Here is a 22,311-nt window from a genome sequence, read left to right as displayed (position 1 = left end):
CTTTACAACTCCAATGCCGTTGACCCTGCATGGAAGAATGGGCCTATGACCATTGCAACCGCAAAAGCAACGATCCACACTACCCTCGGCGACATCAAGGTTGACCTCTTCGGCAACCACGCGCCCAAGACGGTAGCCAACTTCATCGGCTTGGCCACGGGCGAAAAGTCCTGGAACCACCCCGAGACGGGCGAGGACAAGACCGGAACTCCCCTCTACGACGGCACCATCTTCCACCGCATCATCAAGGACTTCATGATCCAGGGCGGCGATCCCCTCGGTCGCGGCGTTGGTGGCCCCGGTTACCAGTTCGACGACGAAATCCACCCGGAACTGACCTTCAACGCTCCCTACAAGCTGGCCATGGCAAACGCCGGCATCCAGATGGGCAAGGGCACCAACGGGTCACAGTTCTTCATCACCACGGTCAACACCGACTGGCTTTTCGGCAAGCACAGCATCTTCGGTGAGGTCACGGATGAGGAATCCCGCAAGGTCGTGGATGCCATTGAGGCAGTCCGCACCGGCATGGGCGACCGTCCCGTCGAAGACGTCGTCATCAACAGCATCGACATCGAACAGCTCTAGTCGCTCACCGAAGCTGAATCCATGAGTTACGGAATCCCGTCGGCAGAGCCGTCCGCTGATATTCCGGTGTGCCCAAGGCACCCGGACAGGCCCTCCTACGTGCGGTGCCAGCGCTGCGGGCGCCCCGCGTGCCCCGAGTGCCAGCGGACGGCCGCCGTCGGGTTCCAATGCGTTGACTGTGTCAACGAACAAAAACGTACGACGCCGGCATACCGGTCGCCGTATGGTGGCGCTTTGGCCGTCGGCCGCCCTTTGGTGACGTTTACGATCATCGGGCTCTGCGTCCTGGTGTACATCCTTCAGTGGATTGTGCCTGGTGACTTCATCTTCCAGAATTTCGCGTTTGCGAACATCTTTGCCGCCACGGAGCCGTGGCGCATGCTCACGGCGGCGTTCCTGCACTCGCAAGGATTCCTGCTCCACATCGTGCTCAACATGTACACGCTGTGGATCTTCGGACAGGCCCTTGAGCCACTGCTCGGGCGAATCCGATTCCTGGCTGTCTACTTGATCTCCGCCATTGGCGGTTCGGTGGGCTACCTGCTGCTGACTCCCGACTTCCCCGTCTCCGGTGTCGTGGGCGCTTCCGGTGCCATCTTCGGCCTCTTTGGCGCCATGCTGGTGGTGCAACGCCACCGGGGCGGTGAGACCAAACAGCTCTGGGTGCTGATCGCGATCAATGGTGCCATCGGTTTCTTCATCCCCAACATTGCCTGGCAGGCACACTTGGGTGGTTTGATCACAGGGGGCCTCGCTGCTGCAGCGATTGCCTATGCCCCCAAGGGCAAGAACCAAGCCTTGCTTCAAGCAGGCGGACTGGTCCTGGTCGCGGGCCTACTGGCTGTGGTCACCTGGTTCCGCGTCACTGCCGGCTAAAGGGAGCTGCGTTACCGGCTGCCTCAGGATGGTCCTGAGCCGTTCCGGTGCGGTCCGCCGGGGGTCCCCGAGGTAGATCTCATGGTGCCGCCCTGTCATGGCCAGTGATTGCTCTGGTATGAAGCCCTTGTGCATTTCTTCCAGTACTGGCCCTTCATCGTCGTAGGGACCAACGTGGAGGGTTTGAACGCTTAATCCTTCCTCCAGCGATGCCAGGCGCAATGCTGCCAAAGCAGGAGCCTCTCCTTTCGCGGCAACGACGCTGCTTGCTGCTTCCACGTGCTCCTGGGTGATCCATTCGGGCACCATGATCATCAGCGTCCAGTCCCAGAGTGATTTGTCCCTGGCGCTGGTGAAGGCGTCCATGTCATCTGCCCACCACAGGGCCTCCAGCGGCATAACTCCATAGTCCCGGCCGAGCTCACCCTTGCTGAAGAACTTCAACTTGTACGCGACGGGATAAAGCGTGGACAACGCATCCCTGTAGGACTGGGCAGTGTTGGGATCTCCCGTGCCGTCGATCATCAAATACTGGATGGGCGGGACGGTGACCAGTGAGAACACTCCCCTTCTGGCCGTGTAAGTGGGTATCTCTTTCTTGAAGTCGATCTTCATGGGATTACCGTAAGCCGGCGGCGCTTGTGGTTCCAGGCGGCCGCGCCCCTGTTATCCACAGGTGTTATCCACACTGTGAGTAACTTACAGGAGTGTAGTTACTCCCTTTTGTGGCCGTCATGGCGGTGAAAGCCGTAGATATCCCCCGAAAGGCATGTTTTTCTCCACACCTGTGGATAACTTTGTCCCCGTTGGGCGCAGTTTTGTGGATAAATAGGTCTTTTTTGGGGGAGCTGTGGACAAGCCTGTTAATCCAGAGGTGGAGCACCAGCTATCAACAGGCTTATCAACAATGTTAATAACTTACATGCATGTAGTTCCTACCCAGGAAAGTGCCCTAAAGCCCGGCATCGCAGGGATCTCCGGCTCTAAACCCACAAGTTTTCCCCGCCTGTGGATAACTTGTGGGTAGGTGGGTGTTGTTAAGTGGGTAACCCTCAGGGTGCTGGATGGTGGCTGGGGGCGATTCGCGACCGGGTCAACAGCGCCGGGTGCCTGGTTGGAACGATCCCCGGCAAATCCGGCAATCCTCCCGTGTTGAACGTTCGATGAAGCTTGGGCCACTATCCACAACGCAATGCACAGTGGGTATAAGTATGCCGGGCGGGTTTTCGAGGCCGAAATTGGCGCCACGGCACCGAATCACAGCCAAAGTACATGGATGTCCACAGAAGTTATCCACGCTTGTGGATAAAGTTACGCACTTCTGTGGACAAGGATTGCGGACTACAAGTTATGCCCACACCCCGGAAGTACCCCGCCGATGACTGTCCATCAGATGGGTGTCGATGATGCCAACCGCTTCCATCAGGGCGTACATGGTGGTGGGTCCCACGAAGGCGAAACCCTTCTTCCTCAGAGCCTTGGAGAGGGCAATCGATTCCGGCGAGGTAGTGGGGATCTCCGCCAAGCTGCGCGGAGTAGGGGTGCTCTCCGGCTGGAAGGACCACACAAAGTCGACCAAGCCACCTTCCTCGCGCAACGCAATGGTGGCCTTGGCATTAGTGATGGCCGCACGGATCTTCAGCCGGTTGCGGACGATGCCAGCATCGAGCATGAGGCGCTCCACATCAGATTCGGTGAACGCGGCGACGCTCTCCGGATGGAAGTCCAGGAATGCCTTCCTGAAAGCATCGCGCTTCCGGAGGATGGTGGCCCACGAGAGGCCGGCCTGGAAGGCTTCGAGGCTGATGCGCTCGTACATACCCTGTTCATCCCGTACAGGCATGCCCCACTCGTGATCGTAGTAGGCCTGCATCAGCGGGTCCGACGCGGCCCACAGCGGGCGTGCCAAGCCGTCAGGTCCAATGATGGTGCCGTTATCCGGGGTCATGCATGCTCCTCCGCAGCCGAGCCACCTCAGCAGCCGGCCATGTATTTAACTACCGGGGATATTCTGCCCGGCACCTGTGACATTAACACCTGGCGGCATTAACACCCGGCAGCATTAACACCCGGGCGGCACGGAGTAAGGTTCCCGCAGGTTCAGCCTTAGGACAGGCCTGTGACCCGCATGGTGATATTGATCCGTCCACGATCCAAGCCGCAGCCATCGGGGGCCGTGCCGGGGAGGACTTTGGGGATGCCGTGATAGGTGAATCGGGAAGGCCCGCCGAAGACAAAGAGGTCGCCTGAGCGAAGTTCCAGGTCCGTATAAGGCTTGGTGCGCGTCTGGGTGTTGCCGAACCGGAAGATGCACGTCTCACCGATGCTGAGGGAGACGACGGGAGCGTTGGAATGCTCATCCTTGTCCTGGTGCATGCCCATGGCAGCGCCGTCGTCGTAGTAATTCACCAATGCGGCGTCCGGTGCGTAGACGTCCGAAAGGCCAACAAGGGACTCGTCGACGCCTAATTCCGGGGAATATGCGGCGGCAACGGCCTTCTTCCCCAGACGGACCATCCATTCCGGAAAGTCCAGGACAGCTTGCCCGTTGACGTCCGTCGCCGTCCTTGAATAGCGGTAGGGTTGCCAATGCCAGCCCAGGCAAACGGTGCGCACCGACATCCGGCGTCCACCCGGAAGAGAGGCAGCCCTCAAAGGAACAGGACCCTGCGTCCATTCACCAAAGCGTTCAACTATCCACCGCTGCTGCTCCAAGCTCAGCCAGCCCGGTACGTGGACCGCACCGGGCCCGAGCTGGCGGGGACCGGCGTCGTGGTTCTCCTGCTGGACCAGCTCCAGCGGAAAGAGGGCGTCGTCACTCACGCCGCGGCCTCCAGTGTGAGCAACGTACGCTTGGCCTCCGGTCCACCGAGGTAGCCGCCAAAGCTGCCGTCGGACTTGACTACCCGGTGGCAGGGAACGATCACTGGCAGCGGGTTGGTGGCGCAAGCTGTCCCTACAGCCCGGACTGCGTTGGGACTCCCGGCCGCTTGGGCAACCTGTGCATAACTCGCGGTGTTCCCGTAGGGAATCCTGGGCAAATGGCGCAGCACGTTGAGCCGGAAACCGCGGGACAACCGGAAGTCCAGGAGGAGATCGAAATCCCGCCGCTTACCGGCGAAATACTCTTCCAGCTCCCGCGCGGCGTCGTCCAAACGCGCCGGGGATTCAAGAATGCGCGGGCTGACCGTATCTGCCAACTGCTGCAATACGGACTGGTGGTCCTCCAGTTCGAACGCCACCCGGATGATTCCGCGATCCGTGGCCGCCAAGAGGAGCTTTCCCAGTGGCGAATCGATGGTGCGGTAGGAGACATCCAGGGTGTGGGTCAGCTGTGCATCGCGTGCCAGCCGCGCATGGAGGCTCGCGAGGGCAGGTTCGAGGTCCACATCCAGTGGTTCCAGGAGTGAGAGGACCTCGGCGTTTCCGGGGCTCATTTCGAGGGTCATCGGATGTCACCTTTCGACGATGAATCAACCAGCGATGCGTGGCCATGGATGGCGGCCCGGAGTGCCTTGACGCCGTCTGCCCCAGCGCGGCGCGCGGCCTCAGGGGAGCTGCCCAGCAGTTCGCCAACCTCTTTATAGGGAAGGCCCGCCAGATAGTGGTAGGCCACTGCCTGGCGTTGTTTCGGGGGCAGCTTGGCGACGGCGTCGAGAAGTTCCGTGTCCGTGTCGCCGGGCAGGCCCAAGTGGGATGGCTGTTCGGGCGGGTTCTCTACGGGGAGGGCGCGCCGGACCCCGGCGCGGAAGTGGTCGATGCATTTCCGATGCGCGATGGTCACCAGCCAGGCTTCCACGTTGGCGCCCACCGGGAGATCGGGATAGGCCTGAAGAGCCGCCAGGAAGGTGTCCGACCACGCGTCGTCGGCATCGTGGACCCCGAGGATTGCCCGGCACACGCGCAGCACCGTAGCGCCGCGTTCCTGCACAACGACCTCGAACGGTTTCTTTCCGGTCTCCATCAAAAGAGCTTGCCCTCTCTCACGGAGTCCGGTTCTTCCAATTCCAGGAGGAAGCGTTTGTTGGGGAGCCCGCCTGCATACCCGGTGAGTTGGCCTTTCCGGCCCACCACGCGGTGGCAAGGAATGATGATGCTGATGGGATTGCGGCCCACCGCGGAGCCAACTGCCTGCGCAAGGTTAGGGTCGCCCAGCTCAGCAGCCAACTCGCCGTAGCTAACGGTTTCCCCAAATGGAATGTGTTGGAGCCGGGCCCAGACCTTTTCCTGGAAGGGGTTTCCACTTGTCTCAAACGGAACGTGGAATTCAGTGCGGTGGCCGCCCAAGTACTCAGAGAGCTCGCTTCGGGTGCGGGCAAAAACCGGATCCTCGATGCTGGTTGGCTCTCCGAAATAATCCGGCGGAGGCATATGCCAGTGCCCTTCGTAGAAGATGCCCGTCAAAAATTCCCCGCGGGCAGTCAGCGTCAACTGCCCCAACGGGGAATCCAACGTGGTGTGCCGGTTGCTCATATCCTGTAGACGATGCAGAGCACTGGAAAGTGAGGTCCGGGTTTCCTAGGAGCGCCAGCGGGTGGTCATGAGGAACCCGACGATCGCGATGCCGAACCCTGCAACGATGTTCCAGGACGCCCAATCACGGACCGGGAACTGTCCCTCAGTGATATAGAAGGTAATGATCCAGAGAAGTCCGAGGATCATCAGCCCGAACATGACTGCCTTGTACCAAACCGGGTTGGGCTTGTACTGCTGCGTGGCCGAGGTCTGTTGGGCCTGGCGGGCAGGCCGCTTGCGGGGCTTGGACTCGGGCACGGATCCTCCTGGACTGTTCGGTTAATACCCGTTCCAGCCGGCCTTGATATCCTGCAGGAAGGAAATTTCCAGCGGTTAACGGCCACACGGCGTTCCGGGTTGGTTCTAGCTGTCAAGTCTAGCCGCAACTCGGGATACGCCTGCGACGCCCGCGCCCTATACGAGGAGACCCTGTGGCGCACCAGCAGACGACGGCGGCATCTGCCGTGCCGTCCGCCAGCGATCAACAGGAATTGCGGCCCCGAAAGCGGCGCAGGGCCTCGGATGTCATCCGTAAAATCAGCCAGATCCTGGGTGAACTACTCATCACCGCGGGCATAGTCCTGCTCCTGTTCGTGGCCTGGGAATTGTGGTGGACCAACGTGGAAGCCGACGCAAAGCAGACGGAGGCCGTCAAGAGTTTTGCCCAGGAATTCACTGGACCGATAGCTCCGGCGGCGCCAACCGGCCCGGTGGATTACGGACCCCCTGTGGTCGGCAAGGCCCCCGGGAACGGCGGAACCATTGGCATCATGTACATCCCGCGCTTTGGCCCGGACTACACCCGCCCCATCATCGAGGGCACGGGCTCGGATGTCCTGGACACCTTGGGTCTGGGACACTACGGAAGCACCAGCATGCCTGGGGCTCCGGGCAATTTTGCAGTGGCCGGCCACAGGCAGACGCATGGCGCCGTGCTGGACAACATCCACACACTGGTTCCCGGGGACAAGATCTACGTCCAAACTGCAGACGGTTACTACACCTACGTTTTCCGAAACAACCAGATCGTCTTGCCGGACCGCACCGATGTGCTCTTGCCTGTGCCAACCCAACCGGATGCCACTCCGACGGAAAGCGTCCTCACCATGACCAGTTGCAACCCGCGGTTTGGTGCACAGGAACGCATCATTGCTTACTCCCTGCTGGAGAGTTGGCAACCTGCCTCAGCAGGTCCGCCGTCGGAAATTGCCGCCCAAGTAGCCCGAGCCCAGGGAAAGGGGTAGCAGATGTACGCATGGATCTTCCGGAATTTGCCCGGTCCGCTGTGGGTGCGGATCCTTACTTCATTGGTACTTGTGGGCGTAGCCCTGGTGCTGATGGTCGAGTTCCTCTTCCCCTGGTTTTCCCAATTCACCACATTGACTGACTCAACGATTGGTTTAGTGCAGCAACCATGAGCACAACAAAGATTTTGGTAGTAGATAACTACGACAGCTTCGTCTACACACTGGTGGGCTACCTCCAGGAACTCGGAGCCGAAACAACCGTGGTCCGCAACGATGACGTCACTCTTGCCGAGGCCACGGAACTGGCGGCGACGCGGGACGGCGTGCTCGTGTCCCCGGGGCCAGGCACCCCGGCTGAAGCGGGCGTCTGCATCGAACTCATCAAATGGTGCGGCGAGGCCTCCAAGCCCATGTTCGGCGTCTGCCTGGGGCACCAGGCCCTCGCTGAAGCCTACGGCGGAGTGGTGACCCACGCCCCGGAACTCATGCACGGCAAGACTTCCCCGGTGAGCCACGAAGGCAAGAGCGTCTTCGCCGGACTCCCCTCCCCTGTCACGGCTACGCGGTACCACTCCCTGGCTGCAGTCCGCGATTCCATTCCGGACGTTCTGGAGATCACCGCGGAGACCACCAATGGCGTGGTGATGGGACTCCAACACAAAACCGCTCCCCTGTGCGGCGTGCAGTTCCATCCCGAATCAGTGCTCACCGAAGGTGGGTACCAGATGCTGGGGAACTGGCTTGAATCCCTTGGCATGACCGGCGCCGCCGAACGCGCTTCCAAGCTGAGCCCCCTGATCAAGCAGTAGCCACTTGATCAAGCAGTAGCCACTTGGCCCGGGAGCCCGGGTTCAGGCAGGACGGCTACTTCTTGGTGGGCGTGGGCGTCGGCTTCGGTGTTTGGGTGTCCGTTGGCGTTGGCGTTGGGGTGGGTGTCGGGGCCGGGGCGGGAGCCTTGGCAACCGTAACGGTAACCATCTTGCCCTGATCAACCTCGCTGTTGAATGCCTCGCTTTGAGCTGTGACTACGCCTGGATCAACCTGCGAGTTTTCCTGCTCAACCACTGTCATGGTCAGTCCATTGACTTTCAACGCCGCCTCGGCCTCTGCCTGGGGAAGACCAATGAGCTGCGGCATCAGCACTTTGCCGGAGGAGATCTGCAGCTCCACTGTGGAGGTGGTGCCAATCGGGGCGCCCGGTGCCGGTGCCGTGTTGATCACCTGGCCCATGGGCACAGTGGCGCTGTGCGTCCGGACACTGTTGATATCGCCCAAGATGCCGAGTTTCCGGAGGACATCCGTTGCATTTGCTTCTGTACGCCCCACGATGTCCGTCGGTATGGTCACCGAGCTGGGACCGCTGGAGACCTTGAGGATCACTTCGCCGTCCTGCGCCACCATGGAACCTGCGGCGGGCGAGGTGCCAATGGCGACGTCCTTGGCCACGGTATTACTGGGCTCCCGTACCGATTTGGGCACCAGTTTGAGCGAATACAGTTTCTGGATCGCTTGGGATTCAGTCATGTTGGCCACGACCGGTACTTCGACCTGCGCAGGCTCGGCCGGTTTGGTATTCATGAGGTTGTAAAGCCAGAATCCGCCGCCGGCCAGCACCAGGAGCGTGAAGATCACCAGAGTGGCAACCCACGCACGACGCCGGGACTTCTGCTGTGCGGGCCGCTCACGTTCCGGTGGGAGGCCCAGGGGAAGGGGGTCCTCGTGTGCTTGGTCAAGCTGTTCATGGACGAGGGGTTCGTCCCTGAACTGGTCCACATCAAGGAACCCCACAGCCGTGGTGCTCAAGAGCTGCGTAGCGGGATCTTCCTCTTCCACCAAGTCATTGGGATCCGTGGGAGCTTCGCTGGCCGGCAGGGCGGGTACAGCTATGCCGTTGCTCGCGGCCCGGAGAGCACGCCGGAAGGCGGCTGCATCCTGGAAGCGGTCGGTCCGGCTTTTTTGCAGGGCCTTGACCAGCACGGAATCCAGCGCCTCGGTGACATCGGGGTTGTGTGAGCTTGGCAGTTCCGGAGTTTCGCGGACATGCTGGTAGGCCACGGAAACCGGGCTGTCGCCAACAAAGGGCGGCCGGCTGGTCAGGAGTTCATACAGGAGGCAACCGGCCGAGTAGAGGTCGCTTCGGGCGTCCACTGTCTCGCCCCTGGCCTGTTCCGGTGAAAGGTACTGGGCGGTGCCTACCACCGCCTGCGTTTGTGTCATGGTGGCAGCTGAGTCTGCCATGGCCCGGGCGATGCCGAAATCCATGACTTTTACGTCTCCGGTATCGGCGCAGACCATGACGTTGGCCGGCTTGATATCCCGGTGCACAATGCCGGCTTTGTGGCTGTACTCCAGTGCGGCGAGGACACCCAGCGTGTAGCCGATCGAGTCCTCGACGCCCAGTTCCTTCGCCTTGATCATGTCCCTCAGCGTGCGGCCCGAGACGAATTCCATGACGATGTAGGGAACGCGGACATCCTCGCCGGGACCACCCGGAACCGAGTACTCTCCGGTATCGAAAATGGCCACGATGGAGGGATGGTTGAGTGCGGCAACTGCCTGGGCTTCGCGCTTGAAACGGGCCTGGAACTGCGGATCCCGGGCGAGGTCCGCACGCAGGACCTTCACTGCGATGGTTCGTCCCAGCAGGGTGTCAGTTCCCTTGTAGACGTCAGCCATTCCGCCACGACCGATCAACTCACCGAGTTCGTAGCGTCCATTGAGGATGCGCTGTGAAGACACAGGTGTGCTCTCCTCTCGATGCGCGGGGCCGGGACGTGGCGTGGACATGGCGACTTAGCGGCCTGTCGGGGACGCGGAGCTGGAGGGGTTGGCGCTTGCAGAGCCGGGATTCGTGGGGACGAGTTCCTTCGACAAGAAGTAAGTGACAGTTGAGCCTGCCTGTACCTCGGTGCCCGAAGCAGGTGACGAGCGCACGAACGTGCCGGGCTGCTGGCCGATGGCTCCGTTGACGTCTTCACCCCTGACGTACTTGAGCCCTGCGCCCTCCAGGAGGCCCTGCACCTGGCTCTCGGAGAGTCCCGGGCCAATGCTGGGCACCGCAACCATCTCAGGACCCTTGGAGTACGTCACCGTGATGGTGGTACCCGGGTCAACAGGTCCGGTGGGATTGAGGCTGAGCACCGTTCCGGCCGCCGACGGATCAAATTTCTCTTGCCCGTTGACTCCGAGACCGAGCGCACGAAGCTGTGCACTGACTGTCTCGAATGGCTGGCCCTCGAACTCTTCCGGGATGAGGTTGATCTTCTGCGGCGTCGACTGGGTGGGCGACGGCGCTTCAGAGGTTTCCGTGGGCGTCGGCGTCGCAGTGGCCGACGTGGACGTCGGGCTGGCAGAGCGGCTGGTGCTCACGGAAGTGGATTGGCTGGGCGCGGGGGTGGGAGAGAAGAAGCCTGACTGCGAAATCAGGAAACCAACCAGCGCGAACAAGACCAGCAGGATCAGCGCGACAAGGGGCCACGTCCATGGACTGCGCTTCTTGCGTTCCGGTTCCTGATCGTCATAGCGTTCGTCATCGCTGTAGATGACCTCTTCATCGTCGTTCAGTTGCCGTTCGGCTTCGAGCGCGTTGGCCCGCGTCAGTGGGTTGTCGGCGGAAGCCGCCGCTGCTCCAACAGCAGCCACGGCTGCGCCGGCGCCCAGCACCGGAAGTGCGGAGGTCGCCGTCGAGGACTGCTCCTTACCGTAAGGCGAGGCAACGACGCCGGTGGGTGCCGTTGCGGTGTTGACCGGTGCCGTGATGGGGCCGGTTGAGCCTTCGAACAACAGCATGCCCGGTACGGCAGCGTGTGCCGTGGCGATGTCGCCGTTGCGGATGGCTTCAGCCGCTTCCGCAAGCTTGATGGCGTTGGCCGGACGGTTCTTGGGGTCCTTGGCAAGCATGGACATCAAGAGCGCGCGCACGGGCGTCGGCAGCGTCTCAGGGAGGGGCGGCGGAGCATCGTTGACCTGTGCCAGGGCAATGGCGATCTGGGATTCTCCGGAGAACGGACGGTGGCCGGTGAGGCACTCGTAACCGATGACGCCCAGGGAATAGATGTCCGAAGAACCTGTGGCGGTCTGGCCGGTGGCTTGCTCGGGTGCCAGGTACTGGGCCGTACCCATGACCTGTCCGGTCTGGGTCAACGGAACCTGGTCCGCCAGGCGGGCAATGCCGAAGTCGGTGACCTTGACCCGGTTGTCCGGGGTGATCAGCAGGTTGCCCGGCTTGATGTCGCGGTGAACCAGGCCTTGCGCGTGGGCAACGGCAAGGGCGCGGGCCGTTTGGGCGATGATGGAGAGCGTCATGTCCGGGGACAGGACTTGCTCGCGCTCAAGGATCCCGCTCAGGGGGTGCCCGGGTACAAGTTCCATGACCAGGTAGGCGGAGCCGGCTTCCTCGCCGTAATCGAACACGTTGGCGATGCCCACGTGGTTCAAGAGTGCTGTGTGGCGCGCCTCGGCACGGAAGCGCTGCAGGAAGCCGGGGTCGCCCGTGTATTCCTCCTTGAGCACCTTGATGGCCACGATCCGGCCAAGGATCTGGTCCTTGGCCTTCCAGACCTCGCCCATGCCGCCAATCGCAATGCGACTGGTCAGCTGGAACCTGCCGCCGAGTGTGATTCCCGAAGTAGGCCTCACTTATTCAACACCGCCTCAAAAATCTTCTTTGCGTTCGGACTGGTTAGCTGGGCACCGGTGAGCACATCAACACGTTCCATGACGATGGTGACGGCTACCTGCGGATCGTTTGCCGGGGCGAACCCGGTAAACCAAGAGTTGTTCAAACCTGAATCACCGAGCTCCGCCGTGCCGGTCTTGCCGGCTACCTTTACGCCGGGAACGGCTGCGCCCTTGGCGATGCCGTTGTCCACGGCGCTGGTCATCCATTCGGTGATCTGGCTGGCAATGGGCTGCGTTGTGCTGGTCCGGAGTGCTTCCGGTTTGGTTTCGCTGATGACGCGCAGGTCAGGAGCGCGCACCGTCTGCACCAGGTTCGGTTTCATCTGCACGCCCCCGTTTGCGATGGCGGCCGTCATCATGTTGATCTGCAGCGGCGTGGCTTTGACGTCGCGCTGACCGACGGATGACTGGGCAAGCTGGGCCTGGTCGAGGTCCTTGGGGAAGACACTCTTGGCCTGCTGGAGCTTGAGTTGGTCTCCGAAAGTCTCGCCGAAGCCGAACTTCTCGGCCTGCTCGCGGATCGCGTCCTGGCCGAGGTCCAAGGCAATGCTGGCGAACGGCGTATTGCAGGACTGCTCAAGGGCAAAGGCGAACGACGCCGTCTCCCGGACATTGCAATTACCGCCGGCATAGTTGGGGAGGCTTGCGTTCGAACCAGGGAGCGGGAGGCTGCTGGGGTTCGGCAGGTCGCTGTCCTTGTTGTACTTGCCCGAATTCAGTGCCGCTGCAGTGTCGATGAGTTTGAAAACCGAGCCTGGCGAAAGCAGGTTGCCAGTGGGGCCGCTGACGTTCTGGTTCAGGTTGATACCCGGGACCTGGTTCAGCTTGGCCATGTTCGCCTCAGCGGCGGCGGTGTCGTGGGTGGCAATCAGGTTGGGGTCGTAGGAAGGCTTGGAGACCATCGCAATGATGGCCCCGGTCTTCGGGTTGGTGACCACGATGGATCCCCGCTGTCCATCCGGAATGAGGTCGTAGGCCAGTTTTTGGATGGCAGGATCCAAAGTGAGCTCCACGGAGGCACCCTTGGGTTCCTTGCCGAGGAACATCTGGCTGATCCGGTCCAGGAACAACTGGTCCGAGTTGCCCGCCAGGGTTTCACCCATGGACTGCTCCAGGCCGGTGGATCCGAAGCCCCTTGAGAAGAAGCCGGTGACGCCCGCGTAAAGCTCAGGCTGGGGGTAGGAACGCTGGAACGCGCAGGATTCGTTGCCGGGCACGGATTCCGCGACCGGTTTCCCGCCGACGATGATGGCGCCTCGTTCGTTGCAGAACGTGGCCAGGATGGCGCGTTGGTTCCAAGGGTTGGCGTTGAGGTCGTCCGCGCCTATGACCTGGACGTAGCTGATGGCGCCGAAAATCAACGCGAACATGGCGATGGCGGCCATCCAGGAGCTGCGAATAGCCTGGTTCATTGATGTTTCACCGCCTCTGTTGGTGCGCTTGGTGTCTGTCCTGTTGCGGGTTTAGCTGACCCGTGGGAGCTGGTGGTCGGGGGCTTGCTGACCATGGGTGTGGTGTCCACCGGACCGCGGGCCGTATTGGAGATCATGAGCAGCAGCCCGACAATGATCCAGTTGGCCAGCAGGGAAGAACCACCTGCGGCCAGGAACGGGGTGGTCAAGCCGGTCAACGGAATGAGCCGGGTGACGCCGCCGATGACAACGAAGCATTGCAGGGCGATCGCGAAGGACAAACCGCATGCCAGGAGCTTGCCGAAGGCATCGCGTGTTCCCAGGGCTGCCCGGAAACCGCGGGTGAAGAGGAGCAAATAAAGCATCACGACGGCGAAGAGGCCGATTAGGCCAAGTTCTTCGCCGATGAGCGCCACGATCATGTCGCTGTTGGCGAACGGCACCAGGTCCGGCCGGCCTTGGCCCAGGCCCGTCCCCACCAGGCCGCCATCGGCCATGCCGAACAGGCCCTGCACAATCTGTCCGCTGCCGCCCGGAGACCTGCCAAAGACCTCGGGGGTGAAGGCATTGATCCAGCTGTCGATCCTGAAGGCAACGTGCGAGAAGATCTTCGAAGCGATGAAGCCGCCGCCCAGGATCAGGGCAAGTCCGATCACTACCCAGGAGATGCGGCTGGTAGCCACGTAGATCATCACGATGAAGAGGCCGAAGAACAGGACTGAAGAACCGAGGTCGCGCTGGAAGACCAGGACGCCGATGCTCACCAGCCAGGCGGTGATCATCGGACCCAGGTCCTTGAAGCGCGGGAACTGCAAGGGACCGATCTTCCGGCCTGCCAAAAGGATGAGATCCCGGTTGGACGAAAGATAACCCGCAAAGAATATGGCCAGGGTGATCTTGGCGATTTCACCGGGCTGGAACGTCATGGGTCCGATGCGGATCCAGACGGAGGCGCCCAGGACCTCACCGGCAGAGATGCCTGGAACCAAGGGCAGGACCAGCAGCAGCGCACTGGCCGCCAGCGAAATGTAGGTGAAACGGCGCAGGATGCGGTGGTCCTTGAGGAACCAAATCACAGCGATGGACACTGCCATGGCAATGAGAGTCCACCGGAGTTGGTTGTTGCCGGTATCGTCACCCGGGCCGTCCATCCGGTGGATCAGGGCCAGGCCCAGACCATTCAGGGCAACAACAATGGGAAGTATTACCGGATCGGCATACTTTGCGCGGAGCCTCAGGACTACGTGGAATGCAAAGGCGGCTACGGCGAGCAGGCTCGACTGGAACCAGAAGTCACTGTCCAGACCCAACTCTGAGTTGAGGCTGACGAGGGCGCTGGCGCCGATCCCAACGGCAAGGGCCAGCACGATGAGCAGCAGCTCGACATTCCTGCGCGGCTTGGGGGCGGTTTCAGTCTGGATCATTTTGCCCCCTCACAGGGAGTCGGAACGGGCGATGGCGTGGGGCTGGCAACGGCTGCCGTGCTGGGTATCGGCACTGTGGCCGTGGGGGAGGCTGTAGGAGTCGGAGTCGGAGTCGGAGTCGCCGTGCCGGAAGCCGTGGTGCTGGGGCAACTGGCTGAGGCGCTGCCGTAGTGCTTCAGGTTTTCCACAATGAGCTGCGCGTCGTTGAGGTCACCGGCTGGCACGGTCTGGCGTACGCTCTGCTGACCATACTCAGGCAATGAATCCACCTTGAGATCGGTGACTGATTCAAGCCGGGAAAGCTGGATGGGGCCAAGCCGTTGCGATATGCCGTTGAAAATGGCAACACGCTGGTCGTACTCGCCCACGTAGTAGCGGGTCTGGGTCCAGGCGTAGCCAAGCCACAGGCCCACCACAACGCCAAGAACAACAAAAGCGGCGACGGCGGGCATCAGCCAGCGGATACGGCGCCTGGGCGGCTCTTCGGTCTCCGCGCGGTCCTGCTCAGCCTTGTGTGTCAGAACCGTGGCAGCGCGGCGGGCCACCGTGCGACCGGCAACGGTTGGAATGGAGCCGGTTTCTGCCGCTGTGGCCGCGGCGCCCACGAGTTCATGCGGGCGGCTGGCCAGTTCTTCGCGCAGGACCTCTGCCGAGAGGTGCTCACCAAGGTGGGGGTCGGTGGTGGCCGGCGGTTCCGTGGCCGACTCGGAATCCTCGGACTCCTCGTCACTTCCGTCCGTGTCTTTTGTGCGGTCTCCGGCACCGGGCAAGGATCCGGTGTCCGACTCGCGGTCAGCCGTCGCCTTCGATGCGGATTCAGCGTCGGCCGCTGACTTTTCGGACGGCGGTTCGTCGGGGGACTTGGTGGCCGAAACCGCTTCCGGCTCGTCGACGGCGGCAAGCGCCGCGGCCGGTACGACGTCGACGGCGGCTGTGTTGACGTCGTCGAGCGTTTCCTCAGCGATTTCCAGCAGGACAACCGTGACGTTGTCCGGGGCGCCGGCTTCGAGCGTCAGGTCCACCAGGATCTCGGCGCATTCGCGCAGGTCCTTCGTTTCACGGACCGTACGCTCCACGACGTGTCCCGCTACGTAGTTCAGGCCATCGGAGCACAGAAGCCAGCGTTCGCCGGGCTCGACATCCAGGACGTCCAGATCCAGCTCAGGGCTTGCATCGACGTCGCCGAGGACCCGCATCAGGACATTCTTGTGCGGATGCGTCTCGGCTTCTTCAGGCCGGAGCCGGCCCTCGTCGATGAGGCGCTGGACGAAAGTGTGGTCCACGCTGATCTGTTCGAACTTCTTGTTGCGCAGGCGGTAGGCGCGGGAGTCGCCGATGTGGGCGAAGTGGAGCTTGCGGTCTTCAAGCAGCAAGGCAGTGACCGTGGTACCCATGCCGGAAAGCTTCGGGTTCTGGTGGACAAGCTCGGAAAGCAGGGAATTGGCGGTTTGAATCTCGTCCGCCAGGACGGTATCGGCGCCCTCGGGGTAATCGTCATGATCCAGGTGGATCATGTCCAGGACAGTCGAAGCAGAGGCGACATCGCCACCGGCGTGCCCACCCATGCCGTCGGCAACCACCGCGAGATGGCGGCCCACATAGGCGGAGTCGTCATTCTTGGAGCGGATCCGGCCGACGTCGGAACGGGCCGCGTAGCGCATGATCAACGGGCGCTCCGCAGGCTTTTCCTTGTCCTTGGGGGTCTCGGGAGAGGCCATGGACTATGGCCTCAATTCGATGACCGTCTTGCCGATTCTCACGGGGACACCGAGCTCCACCGGCAATGCACGGGTGAGCTGCTGATCGGCCAGGTAGGTGCCGTTGGTAGAGCCGAGGTCCTCGATGAACCAGCGGCTGCCCTGCGGGAACAATCGGGCATGCCGGCCGGAGGCGTAGTCGTCCTCCAGTACCAAGGTGGCTTCCTGCGCGCGACCCAGCAGGATGGGGCTGGCTGCGAGGGGAACCGTGGTGCCCTTGAGGGGACCCTCGGTGACCACCAGGTTGCGGGCGTGCTGGATGGCGGGCGGCGGTGAAGCTGCCAGTTCAGGGTGCTTGCGGACTTCGCGTGCCGTGGGGACGCCGGTCACTGCCTTGCGCCCGATCTGGAAGTCGCGGCGCATGGTGGACACAATGCTGAAGATCAGGACCCACAGCAACAGTAGAAACCCGAAGCGAAGCGCTGTTATGGTCAGTTCGCTGACATCGTTCACGCGTGGCCACCCGGGGTTTGGGGGAGGAGGCGGAAAATAATCTTGGTACGTCCCATCGTGATGGTTGAGCCGTCTGTAAGCTCCACGCTGCCGTTTACCTTATGTCCGTTGACGTAGCTGCCATTGGTGGAACCGAGATCCACGGCCCATGTGCTGCCGTGTTCAGTGCGCACCTCGAGGTGCTTGCGCGAAACGCCGGTGTCATCAACCAGAATGTCAGCCTCCGAGGAACGGCCCAGCACCACGCTCGCGGCATTGAGGGAGTACCTCTGGCCGCTGATGTCCAAAACAGGCTGGAGGCGGGTTGGTTGCCGGGCAGGGGCCGCGGGAACATTGGCCCGCGGAGGCTGCGCGGCTGGAGCTGCGTCGCCGGAAGATTTTTCGGTCCGGGAAGCAATTTCGAAATGGCCGGCACGTTCTTCGTCGTTGCGACGGAACGAGATCCTCACCGCTCCCTGGAGCGTGTAGCCCTGGCTGCGGACGTGTTGGATGACGACATCGCACAGTTCCTCGGCCAGTGGCGTTCCCCATTCCTGGGCCCGCGCGAAATCCTCGTCGCTGAGCAGGACGTCGAAAACGTTGGGAGCGAGAGTACGTCCGGCGGCGATGGTGATGGACTGGTTGTCCAGCTCCCGCCTCAGCTTGCTCGCAATCTCCACTGGCTCAACACGTGCCCGCGACCCTGTGGAGAAGACGTTGCGGACGGCCTTTTCAATGCCGCGCTCGACTTTGTCCAGCAAACCCATGTTCCTTCTCCTTTCCTTGCCGCGGCACCCGTTGTGCCTGATCCGATAGTCCTGCGATAGGCCCGTCCGTGCACACACCAAAGTGAGCGCCCTGCGGCCCTTCCACTTCCCGATACTACTGGGACTGACTGGGAATGGCCTTAATCCACAACGCCTTGCGGCTCGAAAAAGTTCGGCCCCGGCCCTTGCTGGCGGGGCTCGCGGGGGGTCAAAATCCCACGAAACAAGGCGGTATCCAAGGGCTCCACCGTCCCTTAGGAGCCTTGCTTGCGGCCCGATTGGTGTTTTCCTCCGCATGTCCGTTATGCTTGATCTCGCTGCTTTTGAAGGAAACGAAGCTGGGAGACCAGTGGAAGTCCGGAAAAAGAAGTTGCGCGCGAGTGGCGGAACGGCAGACGCGCTGGCTTCAGGTGCCAGTATCCGAAAGGGTGTGGGGGTTCAAATCCCCCCTCGCGCACGCAATCGAAAGAGCCCCGGTCTTAGGACTGGGGCTCTTTTTTGTCTCAGCACCCAGTTGGGTGAGCCGTGCGCAACGGTCAGCCGCGTGCGGAACCCGCCAGCCGGCGTCGTGAGTTGCTGAGGTGAAGGCGCATTGCTGCTGCGGCAGCCACAGGATCGCCCTCTGCAATTGCTGCGTAGATAGAGGAATGCTCGTGGATCACTTGGTCGAAGCGTTCGCGGGTTTCCTGGTCATTTCCGGCGACGAGGCGCGGACGGGGCATGGTGATCATGGTTTGGCCGAGGGCTGAAATGCAGTCCGTATAAAAGGGATTGCCCGTGGCTGCGGCTACGGCCCTGTGGAATTCGAAGTCGGCCTTCATGGCGTGCGCGGGATGGGTGACATTCGCGGTGAACTGTTCCAGGGCGCCGTGGACGGCTTTGAGTTGCCGTTCGCTGTGGTTCTTCGCGGCGAGGGAGGCCGCCTCGGCTTCGACGCCGATGCGGAAGTCCAGCATCTGGAGCCTTTCCTCCATGCTGGATACTGGCCGGGTCCCCGGGGCTTGGGTCGGACCGTCCGCGGGCGGAGTCAGGGCAAAGCTGCCCCGCCCACGTTCGGTTTCAACAAGCCCCTCGGCCTGCAGGCGGGTCAGGGCGGAGCGGACCACCGTCCTGCTAACCCCGAATTCGCCGATGAGGGTGTTTTCGCTGGGGAGCTTCTCGCCTGGTTGGATGGCGCCGTCGACGATGCGGTTGCGGAGGTCGGCGGCGAGATCCGCAGTCAGGTTTCGGCTCATGGGTTCAAGATTACGCGCCGAACTCCACGGATTCGGTGGTCCAGGTGCGGGCCTGCTCGCTCAGTGTGACTCCCAATCCGGGGCGGTCCGGAACGATCATGCGGCCATTCTTCGTCTCCAGTCGCTCCTCGAACAGGGGGTCGAGCCAGTCGAAGTGCTCAACCCACGGCTCGCGCGGGTAGGCAGCAGCCAGGTGCAGGTGGATTTCCATGGCGAAGTGCGGGGCCAGGCCGAGGCCGCGTTCATCAGCCAAGGCCGCGAGGCGCAGGAACTGGGTGATGCCGCCTACGCGGGGAGCGTCGGGCTGGATGATGTCGCAGCTGTTGGCGCTGATGAGGCCTTTGTGTTCGGCGACGGATGCGAGCATTTCGCCGGTGGCAATAGGCGTGTCCAGCAGGTGGGCCAAGTGCGCGTGCCCCTCAAAGTCATAGGCATCCAGCGGTTCTTCGATCCAGATGAGGTTGAATTCCTCAAGCTGCCGCCCCATGCGCAGGGCGGTGGCGCGGTCCCATTGTTGGTTTGCATCCACCATGAGCGGGACATCCCAGCCGATGTGCTCCCGTATTCCGGCGACGCGGCGGAGGTCTTCCTTGGAGTCAGGCAGGCCCACCTTGATCTTGATGCCGCCGATGCCCTCCTCGATGGACTGCGTCGCGCGGGCTTTGACTTCCTCCAGCGTGGCGTTGAGGAAGCCTCCGGAAGTGTTGTAGGTCTGCACGGAGTCGCGGTAGGAGCCCAGCAGCTTGGCCAAGGGGAGTCCGGCACGCTTGGCCTTGAGGTCGTAGAGCGCGATGTCGATCGCCGCGAGGGCCTGGGTAGCAACACCGGAACGGCCAACGGAGGCGCCGGCCCAGAGCAGCTTGGTGTAGATCTTGCCGATGTCGTTGGGGTCCTCGCCGATGATGCCCTCGGCGACCTCTTTGGCGTGGGCATATTGTGCGGGACCACCGGCACGCTTGGAATAGCTGAAGCCAATACCGCTGTGGCCTTGCTCTGTGGTGATTTCCGCGAACAGGAACACGACTTCGGTCATCGGCTTTTGGCGGCCGGTAAAGACCTTGGCGTCGCTGATGGGGACTGCGAGGGGCAGACGCGCCGTGGACAGCTTGACGTGGCGGACGAGGTCGACGGTGCTCAATGGCTCTCCTAAGTAGTTTTACTTAGGATACAAGTTAAAAACTTGTGATACAAGAGTCGGCGACGGCGGCAAGCCCGCCTGGCGCTGAACCGTCAGCTCTTGTTGCCTGCGAGTGTGAGGGCACCCCCGAGGCCGATCATCATCACGCCACCTCCTGCACCCATGCGTGAGAGCTGTTTCGGGTTACGGGCGAACCATGCCCGGGCCGTGCTGGCCGAGAGTGCCCAAATGCTGTCACTCGCCAGGGCTATCCCGAAGAAGATCATGCCGAGTGCCGCCATTTGCAGGGGAATCATGCCGTGCCCATAGCTAACGAACTGCGGAAGTACCGCAACGAAGAACACGATCGTCTTTGGGTTGGTGATACCGACAAAAAATCCTTCGCGAAGGAGCCGGAACGACGACGGGTGGGTCTGTGGGGATGCGGCCGTCTCCGTGTGGTCGTTTCGATGGCGGATCGCCTGGATCCCGAGATAAACCAGGTAACCGGCCCCAATGAACTTGATGATGCTGAAAACGACTATGGACTCCGCCACGATGGAACCAACCCCGAGGGACACCAGCACTATGGCAGGAATCATTCCCAAGGCATTGCCCACGACGCTCAAAAGCCCGCCCTTGCGGCCCAGCGATAGTGACCGGCCGATCACGAACAGCACGCTCGGCCCGGGAATGGCGATCAGGGCAAAAGCGGCGAGGGCGAACGTCCAGGCGTTTGTCACGGGAAGCATGTGAACTCCGGTTATCGAGCGGCTGTGCGTCAAATGTAGCGGACAGCAGGGTCTTTTAGGCACGCCCACGGAGAATCAGCCGCCAGTAAACCTGTGGGAACATTTCACGGTCCACCCACCAGGAGAGACGGCTTTCCTTCCAGGTGGGAACCTTGGGGATGGTGGGCATCGGCTTGTACTGGTCATCGAACTCGGCAAAGACCACCGTGTTGTGGGAAACCGTGAACGGGCATACGGAGTAGCCGTTGTACTTCTGCGTAAGTGGTTGGCCTTTGCGGCTTGATGCAAGGTTTTTCGCCAGGACCTTGGTTTGCTTTCGTAATGCACCGCCGGATTTGGAATTGGTGGTGGCTGCGGCGTCCCCCAGCGACCATACATTCGGGTACCTCGGATGCCGGAGGGTTTGCGGGTCCACCTCTACGAATCCGTGCGGGTCGCCGGGCGCCGGTAGGTCCGTTGCTCTGAGCCAATCCGGTGCCGCCTGCGGTGGCACCGCGTTCAGGACGTCATACTGCAGCACCTCGGTGGTGTTCGCGGCGTTGTTCCGGATGGTGGCCCGCCGGTTTCCGGCGTCAACCGCCACCAGTTCACTGTTTGTCCGCAGCTCGATGCCGTACTCGGAGATTTTGCGGTCCAGCTCCCTGTCCACCTCGGGAATTCCGAAAACGGTAGGGTACGGCTGGACCATGACAACCCGGATCCGGTCGAGGACGCCCTTCTGTTTCCAGTAGTCACAAGCCAGGTACATCGGCTTTTGGCTGGCACCACCGCATTTAATGGGACCGGAAGGCATGGTGAACACCACGGTGCCTGATGTCACCCTGCTTAAGAGCGCCCAGCTCTTCGTCGCGAGTTCGAACTCGTAGTGGGAGGAGCCGTACGGAGAATTCATCGCCTCGGACAGGCCGGGAATGTCCTCCCAGTGGTACTGCAGCCCCGGGCACACCACGAGGTTGCCATAGCTGACCTCGGAACCAGAGGCCAGCGAGACTGAGTTGGTGCCCGCGTTTACGCCGATAGCCTCGTCACGAATCCAGTCAATGCCCTTGGGCATGACGGACTCCTGGCTCCGGATGGCCTCTTTTGACTCGGCCCTGCCGCCGGCGATGTGGGAAAACAAGGGCTGGTAGTGGTGATGGGTTTTGGGCTCCACGAGGCCTATGTCCTTGAGTCCGTAACGCTGCAATCGGGCCGCCAGGGAAACCCCCGCGTTGCCGCCGCCGATGATCAGCACCTCGTGGTGTCGGACCATGGTGCTACTTCTTTTCCGTCAGGGCGGAAGCCTTGTGCGCTGCCCGGGCGCCGGTCTTTTCCGATTCCACCACGTATTGAGGCTCATCCTCGCTGGCCCTGTGGGTGTTCCCGTCCAGCTCAAAGTCGCTGGTCTTCTTTTCCACGATCTTCCCGTGTGTTTTGCCTTGGGAGGTGTTCCATTCCACGCGGGTTCCCTTGCTTAACGCCATTTCTGCTCCTCGGGGTGGGGTCACTCTCCGGCTTCGGGTGATCCAC

Annotated in this window: 23 protein-coding genes and 1 tRNA gene; 5 read left to right on the top strand and 19 right to left on the bottom strand. The window is 61.9% G+C overall.

Annotated features, from left to right (window positions below):
- The first annotated feature begins 45 nt into the window (after positions 1-45).
- Together PJL15_RS11725 and PJL15_RS11720 are read left to right on the top strand one after the other, a co-directional pair.
- Complete coding sequence (locus PJL15_RS11725; protein ID WP_090822161.1) at positions 46-588, top strand: peptidylprolyl isomerase; 543 nt, start codon at positions 46-48, stop codon at positions 586-588.
- Positions 589-609: 21 nt separating this feature from the next.
- On the top strand, positions 610-1,464 hold the full coding sequence (locus PJL15_RS11720; protein ID WP_281451317.1) for a rhomboid family intramembrane serine protease: 855 nt from the start codon (positions 610-612) through the stop codon (positions 1,462-1,464).
- On the opposite strand, the gene PJL15_RS11715 is transcribed toward PJL15_RS11720, so the two are convergent.
- The 7 genes from PJL15_RS11715 to PJL15_RS11685 form a co-directional block, all read right to left on the bottom strand.
- The gene (locus PJL15_RS11715) at positions 1,423-2,079 is read right to left on the bottom strand and encodes a GyrI-like domain-containing protein (protein ID WP_281451316.1); all 657 of its coding nucleotides are present in this window, start codon (positions 2,077-2,079) and stop codon (positions 1,423-1,425) included. The two genes, PJL15_RS11720 and PJL15_RS11715, sit on opposite strands and share 42 nt — an antisense overlap.
- Positions 2,080-2,812: 733 nt before the next feature.
- The gene (locus tag PJL15_RS11710; protein WP_281451315.1) at positions 2,813-3,412 is read right to left on the bottom strand and encodes a DNA-3-methyladenine glycosylase I; all 600 of its coding nucleotides are present in this window, start codon (positions 3,410-3,412) and stop codon (positions 2,813-2,815) included.
- 158 nt (positions 3,413-3,570) lie between these two features.
- On the bottom strand, positions 3,571-4,287 hold the full coding sequence (locus tag PJL15_RS11705; protein WP_281451314.1) for an alpha-ketoglutarate-dependent dioxygenase AlkB family protein: 717 nt from the start codon (positions 4,285-4,287) through the stop codon (positions 3,571-3,573).
- Positions 4,284-4,913: a methylated-DNA--[protein]-cysteine S-methyltransferase gene (locus tag PJL15_RS11700; RefSeq protein ID WP_281451313.1), complete on the bottom strand. Its 630-nt coding sequence runs from the start codon at positions 4,911-4,913 to the stop codon at positions 4,284-4,286. The genes PJL15_RS11705 and PJL15_RS11700 overlap by 4 nt, the downstream gene beginning before the upstream one ends.
- Entirely contained in the window at positions 4,910-5,428 is a 519-nt protein-coding gene (locus tag PJL15_RS11695; RefSeq protein WP_281451312.1) for an RNA polymerase sigma factor, read from the bottom strand. The genes PJL15_RS11700 and PJL15_RS11695 overlap by 4 nt, the downstream gene beginning before the upstream one ends.
- Positions 5,428-5,937: a methylated-DNA--[protein]-cysteine S-methyltransferase gene (locus PJL15_RS11690; protein ID WP_281451311.1), complete on the bottom strand. Its 510-nt coding sequence runs from the start codon at positions 5,935-5,937 to the stop codon at positions 5,428-5,430. The genes PJL15_RS11695 and PJL15_RS11690 overlap by 1 nt, the downstream gene beginning before the upstream one ends.
- A 45-nt stretch (positions 5,938-5,982) precedes the next feature.
- Entirely contained in the window at positions 5,983-6,237 is a 255-nt protein-coding gene (locus tag PJL15_RS11685; RefSeq protein WP_281451310.1) for a cell division protein CrgA, read from the bottom strand.
- Positions 6,238-6,395: 158 nt separating this feature from the next.
- Between PJL15_RS11685 and PJL15_RS11680 the strand changes: the two genes are divergently transcribed.
- Entirely contained in the window at positions 6,396-7,223 is an 828-nt protein-coding gene (locus tag PJL15_RS11680) for a class E sortase (protein WP_281451329.1), read from the top strand.
- Positions 7,224-7,393: 170 nt separating this feature from the next.
- Positions 7,394-8,035: an aminodeoxychorismate/anthranilate synthase component II gene (locus PJL15_RS11675; protein ID WP_281451309.1), complete on the top strand. Its 642-nt coding sequence runs from the start codon at positions 7,394-7,396 to the stop codon at positions 8,033-8,035.
- A gap of 55 nt (positions 8,036-8,090) precedes the next feature.
- Here PJL15_RS11675 and pknB read toward each other — a convergent pair whose 3' ends face one another.
- The 7 genes from pknB to PJL15_RS11640 are packed head-to-tail and all read right to left on the bottom strand — an operon-like array spanning position 8,091 to position 17,698.
- A complete protein-coding gene (gene pknB / locus PJL15_RS11670; RefSeq protein ID WP_281451308.1) occupies positions 8,091-10,013 on the bottom strand; it encodes a Stk1 family PASTA domain-containing Ser/Thr kinase in 1,923 nt (640 codons plus the stop codon).
- Positions 10,014-10,019: 6 nt separating this feature from the next.
- On the bottom strand, positions 10,020-11,864 hold the full coding sequence (locus tag PJL15_RS11665; protein ID WP_281451307.1) for a protein kinase domain-containing protein: 1,845 nt from the start codon (positions 11,862-11,864) through the stop codon (positions 10,020-10,022).
- Positions 11,861-13,318: a penicillin-binding transpeptidase domain-containing protein gene (locus tag PJL15_RS11660; RefSeq protein WP_281451306.1), complete on the bottom strand. Its 1,458-nt coding sequence runs from the start codon at positions 13,316-13,318 to the stop codon at positions 11,861-11,863. The genes PJL15_RS11665 and PJL15_RS11660 overlap by 4 nt, the downstream gene beginning before the upstream one ends.
- Complete coding sequence (locus PJL15_RS11655; RefSeq protein ID WP_281451305.1) at positions 13,315-14,742, bottom strand: FtsW/RodA/SpoVE family cell cycle protein; 1,428 nt, start codon at positions 14,740-14,742, stop codon at positions 13,315-13,317. The genes PJL15_RS11660 and PJL15_RS11655 overlap by 4 nt, the downstream gene beginning before the upstream one ends.
- Complete coding sequence (locus PJL15_RS11650; RefSeq protein WP_281451304.1) at positions 14,739-16,460, bottom strand: PP2C family protein-serine/threonine phosphatase; 1,722 nt, start codon at positions 16,458-16,460, stop codon at positions 14,739-14,741. The genes PJL15_RS11655 and PJL15_RS11650 overlap by 4 nt, the downstream gene beginning before the upstream one ends.
- A gap of 3 nt (positions 16,461-16,463) precedes the next feature.
- Positions 16,464-16,952, bottom strand: coding sequence for an FHA domain-containing protein FhaB/FipA (locus tag PJL15_RS11645; RefSeq protein ID WP_281451303.1), 489 nt, complete (start codon positions 16,950-16,952; stop codon positions 16,464-16,466).
- On the bottom strand, positions 16,949-17,698 hold the full coding sequence (locus tag PJL15_RS11640) for an FhaA domain-containing protein (RefSeq protein ID WP_281451302.1): 750 nt from the start codon (positions 17,696-17,698) through the stop codon (positions 16,949-16,951). Before PJL15_RS11640 ends, PJL15_RS11645 begins: the two co-directional genes overlap by 4 nt.
- A gap of 374 nt (positions 17,699-18,072) precedes the next feature.
- Between PJL15_RS11640 and PJL15_RS11635 the strand changes: the two genes are divergently transcribed.
- A tRNA-Leu gene (locus PJL15_RS11635) sits at positions 18,073-18,155 on the top strand.
- Between the two features lie 79 nt (positions 18,156-18,234).
- On the opposite strand, the gene PJL15_RS11630 is transcribed toward PJL15_RS11635, so the two are convergent.
- The 5 genes from PJL15_RS11630 to PJL15_RS11610 all read right to left on the bottom strand — a co-directional run bounded on the left by PJL15_RS11630 (position 18,235) and on the right by PJL15_RS11610 (position 22,265).
- Positions 18,235-18,933, bottom strand: a complete 699-nt coding sequence (locus tag PJL15_RS11630) for a FadR/GntR family transcriptional regulator (protein ID WP_281451301.1) — start codon at positions 18,931-18,933, stop codon at positions 18,235-18,237.
- 10 nt (positions 18,934-18,943) lie between these two features.
- Complete coding sequence (locus PJL15_RS11625; protein WP_281451300.1) at positions 18,944-20,071, bottom strand: L-talarate/galactarate dehydratase; 1,128 nt, start codon at positions 20,069-20,071, stop codon at positions 18,944-18,946.
- 92 nt (positions 20,072-20,163) lie between these two features.
- Positions 20,164-20,802 (bottom strand): LysE family translocator, encoded by a 639-nt coding sequence (locus PJL15_RS11620; protein ID WP_281451299.1) that lies wholly within the window; start codon positions 20,800-20,802, stop codon positions 20,164-20,166.
- A gap of 55 nt (positions 20,803-20,857) precedes the next feature.
- Positions 20,858-22,054, bottom strand: coding sequence for an NAD(P)/FAD-dependent oxidoreductase (locus PJL15_RS11615; RefSeq protein WP_281451298.1), 1,197 nt, complete (start codon positions 22,052-22,054; stop codon positions 20,858-20,860).
- A 4-nt stretch (positions 22,055-22,058) separates the two neighbouring features.
- Positions 22,059-22,265, bottom strand: coding sequence for a DUF2945 domain-containing protein (locus tag PJL15_RS11610; RefSeq protein WP_281451297.1), 207 nt, complete (start codon positions 22,263-22,265; stop codon positions 22,059-22,061).
- Between the last annotated feature and the right edge of the window lie 46 nt (positions 22,266-22,311).

The sequence above is a fragment of the Paenarthrobacter nitroguajacolicus genome, from assembly GCF_029952445.1.
Lineage (GTDB): Bacteria > Actinomycetota > Actinomycetes > Actinomycetales > Micrococcaceae > Arthrobacter > Arthrobacter nitroguajacolicus_B.
Note: the sequence above shows the minus strand (reverse complement) of the source record. Positions and strands in the feature narration are given on the sequence as shown.

Excerpts from the sequence above, each read along its gene's own strand:
- PJL15_RS11725 (WP_090822161.1), top strand. The coding sequence starts at position 46 with ATGACCATTGCAACCGCAAAAGCAACGATCCACACTACCCTCGGCGAC.
- PJL15_RS11720 (WP_281451317.1), top strand. The coding sequence starts at position 610 with ATGAGTTACGGAATCCCGTCGGCAGAGCCGTCCGCTGATATTCCGGTG.
- PJL15_RS11715 (WP_281451316.1), bottom strand. The coding sequence starts at position 2,079 with ATGAAGATCGACTTCAAGAAAGAGATACCCACTTACACGGCCAGAAGG.
- PJL15_RS11710 (WP_281451315.1), bottom strand. The coding sequence starts at position 3,412 with ATGACCCCGGATAACGGCACCATCATTGGACCTGACGGCTTGGCACGC.
- PJL15_RS11700 (WP_281451313.1), bottom strand. The coding sequence starts at position 4,913 with ATGACCCTCGAAATGAGCCCCGGAAACGCCGAGGTCCTCTCACTCCTG.
- PJL15_RS11695 (WP_281451312.1), bottom strand. The coding sequence starts at position 5,428 with ATGGAGACCGGAAAGAAACCGTTCGAGGTCGTTGTGCAGGAACGCGGC.
- PJL15_RS11690 (WP_281451311.1), bottom strand. The coding sequence starts at position 5,937 with ATGAGCAACCGGCACACCACGTTGGATTCCCCGTTGGGGCAGTTGACG.
- PJL15_RS11675 (WP_281451309.1), top strand. The coding sequence starts at position 7,394 with ATGAGCACAACAAAGATTTTGGTAGTAGATAACTACGACAGCTTCGTC.
- pknB (WP_281451308.1), bottom strand. The coding sequence starts at position 10,013 with ATGTCCACGCCACGTCCCGGCCCCGCGCATCGAGAGGAGAGCACACCT.
- PJL15_RS11660 (WP_281451306.1), bottom strand. The coding sequence starts at position 13,318 with ATGAACCAGGCTATTCGCAGCTCCTGGATGGCCGCCATCGCCATGTTC.
- PJL15_RS11655 (WP_281451305.1), bottom strand. The coding sequence starts at position 14,742 with ATGATCCAGACTGAAACCGCCCCCAAGCCGCGCAGGAATGTCGAGCTG.
- PJL15_RS11650 (WP_281451304.1), bottom strand. The coding sequence starts at position 16,460 with ATGGCCTCTCCCGAGACCCCCAAGGACAAGGAAAAGCCTGCGGAGCGC.
- PJL15_RS11640 (WP_281451302.1), bottom strand. The coding sequence starts at position 17,698 with ATGGGTTTGCTGGACAAAGTCGAGCGCGGCATTGAAAAGGCCGTCCGC.
- PJL15_RS11630 (WP_281451301.1), bottom strand. The coding sequence starts at position 18,933 with ATGAGCCGAAACCTGACTGCGGATCTCGCCGCCGACCTCCGCAACCGC.
- PJL15_RS11620 (WP_281451299.1), bottom strand. The coding sequence starts at position 20,802 with ATGCTTCCCGTGACAAACGCCTGGACGTTCGCCCTCGCCGCTTTTGCC.
- PJL15_RS11615 (WP_281451298.1), bottom strand. The coding sequence starts at position 22,054 with ATGGTCCGACACCACGAGGTGCTGATCATCGGCGGCGGCAACGCGGGG.
- PJL15_RS11610 (WP_281451297.1), bottom strand. The coding sequence starts at position 22,265 with ATGGCGTTAAGCAAGGGAACCCGCGTGGAATGGAACACCTCCCAAGGC.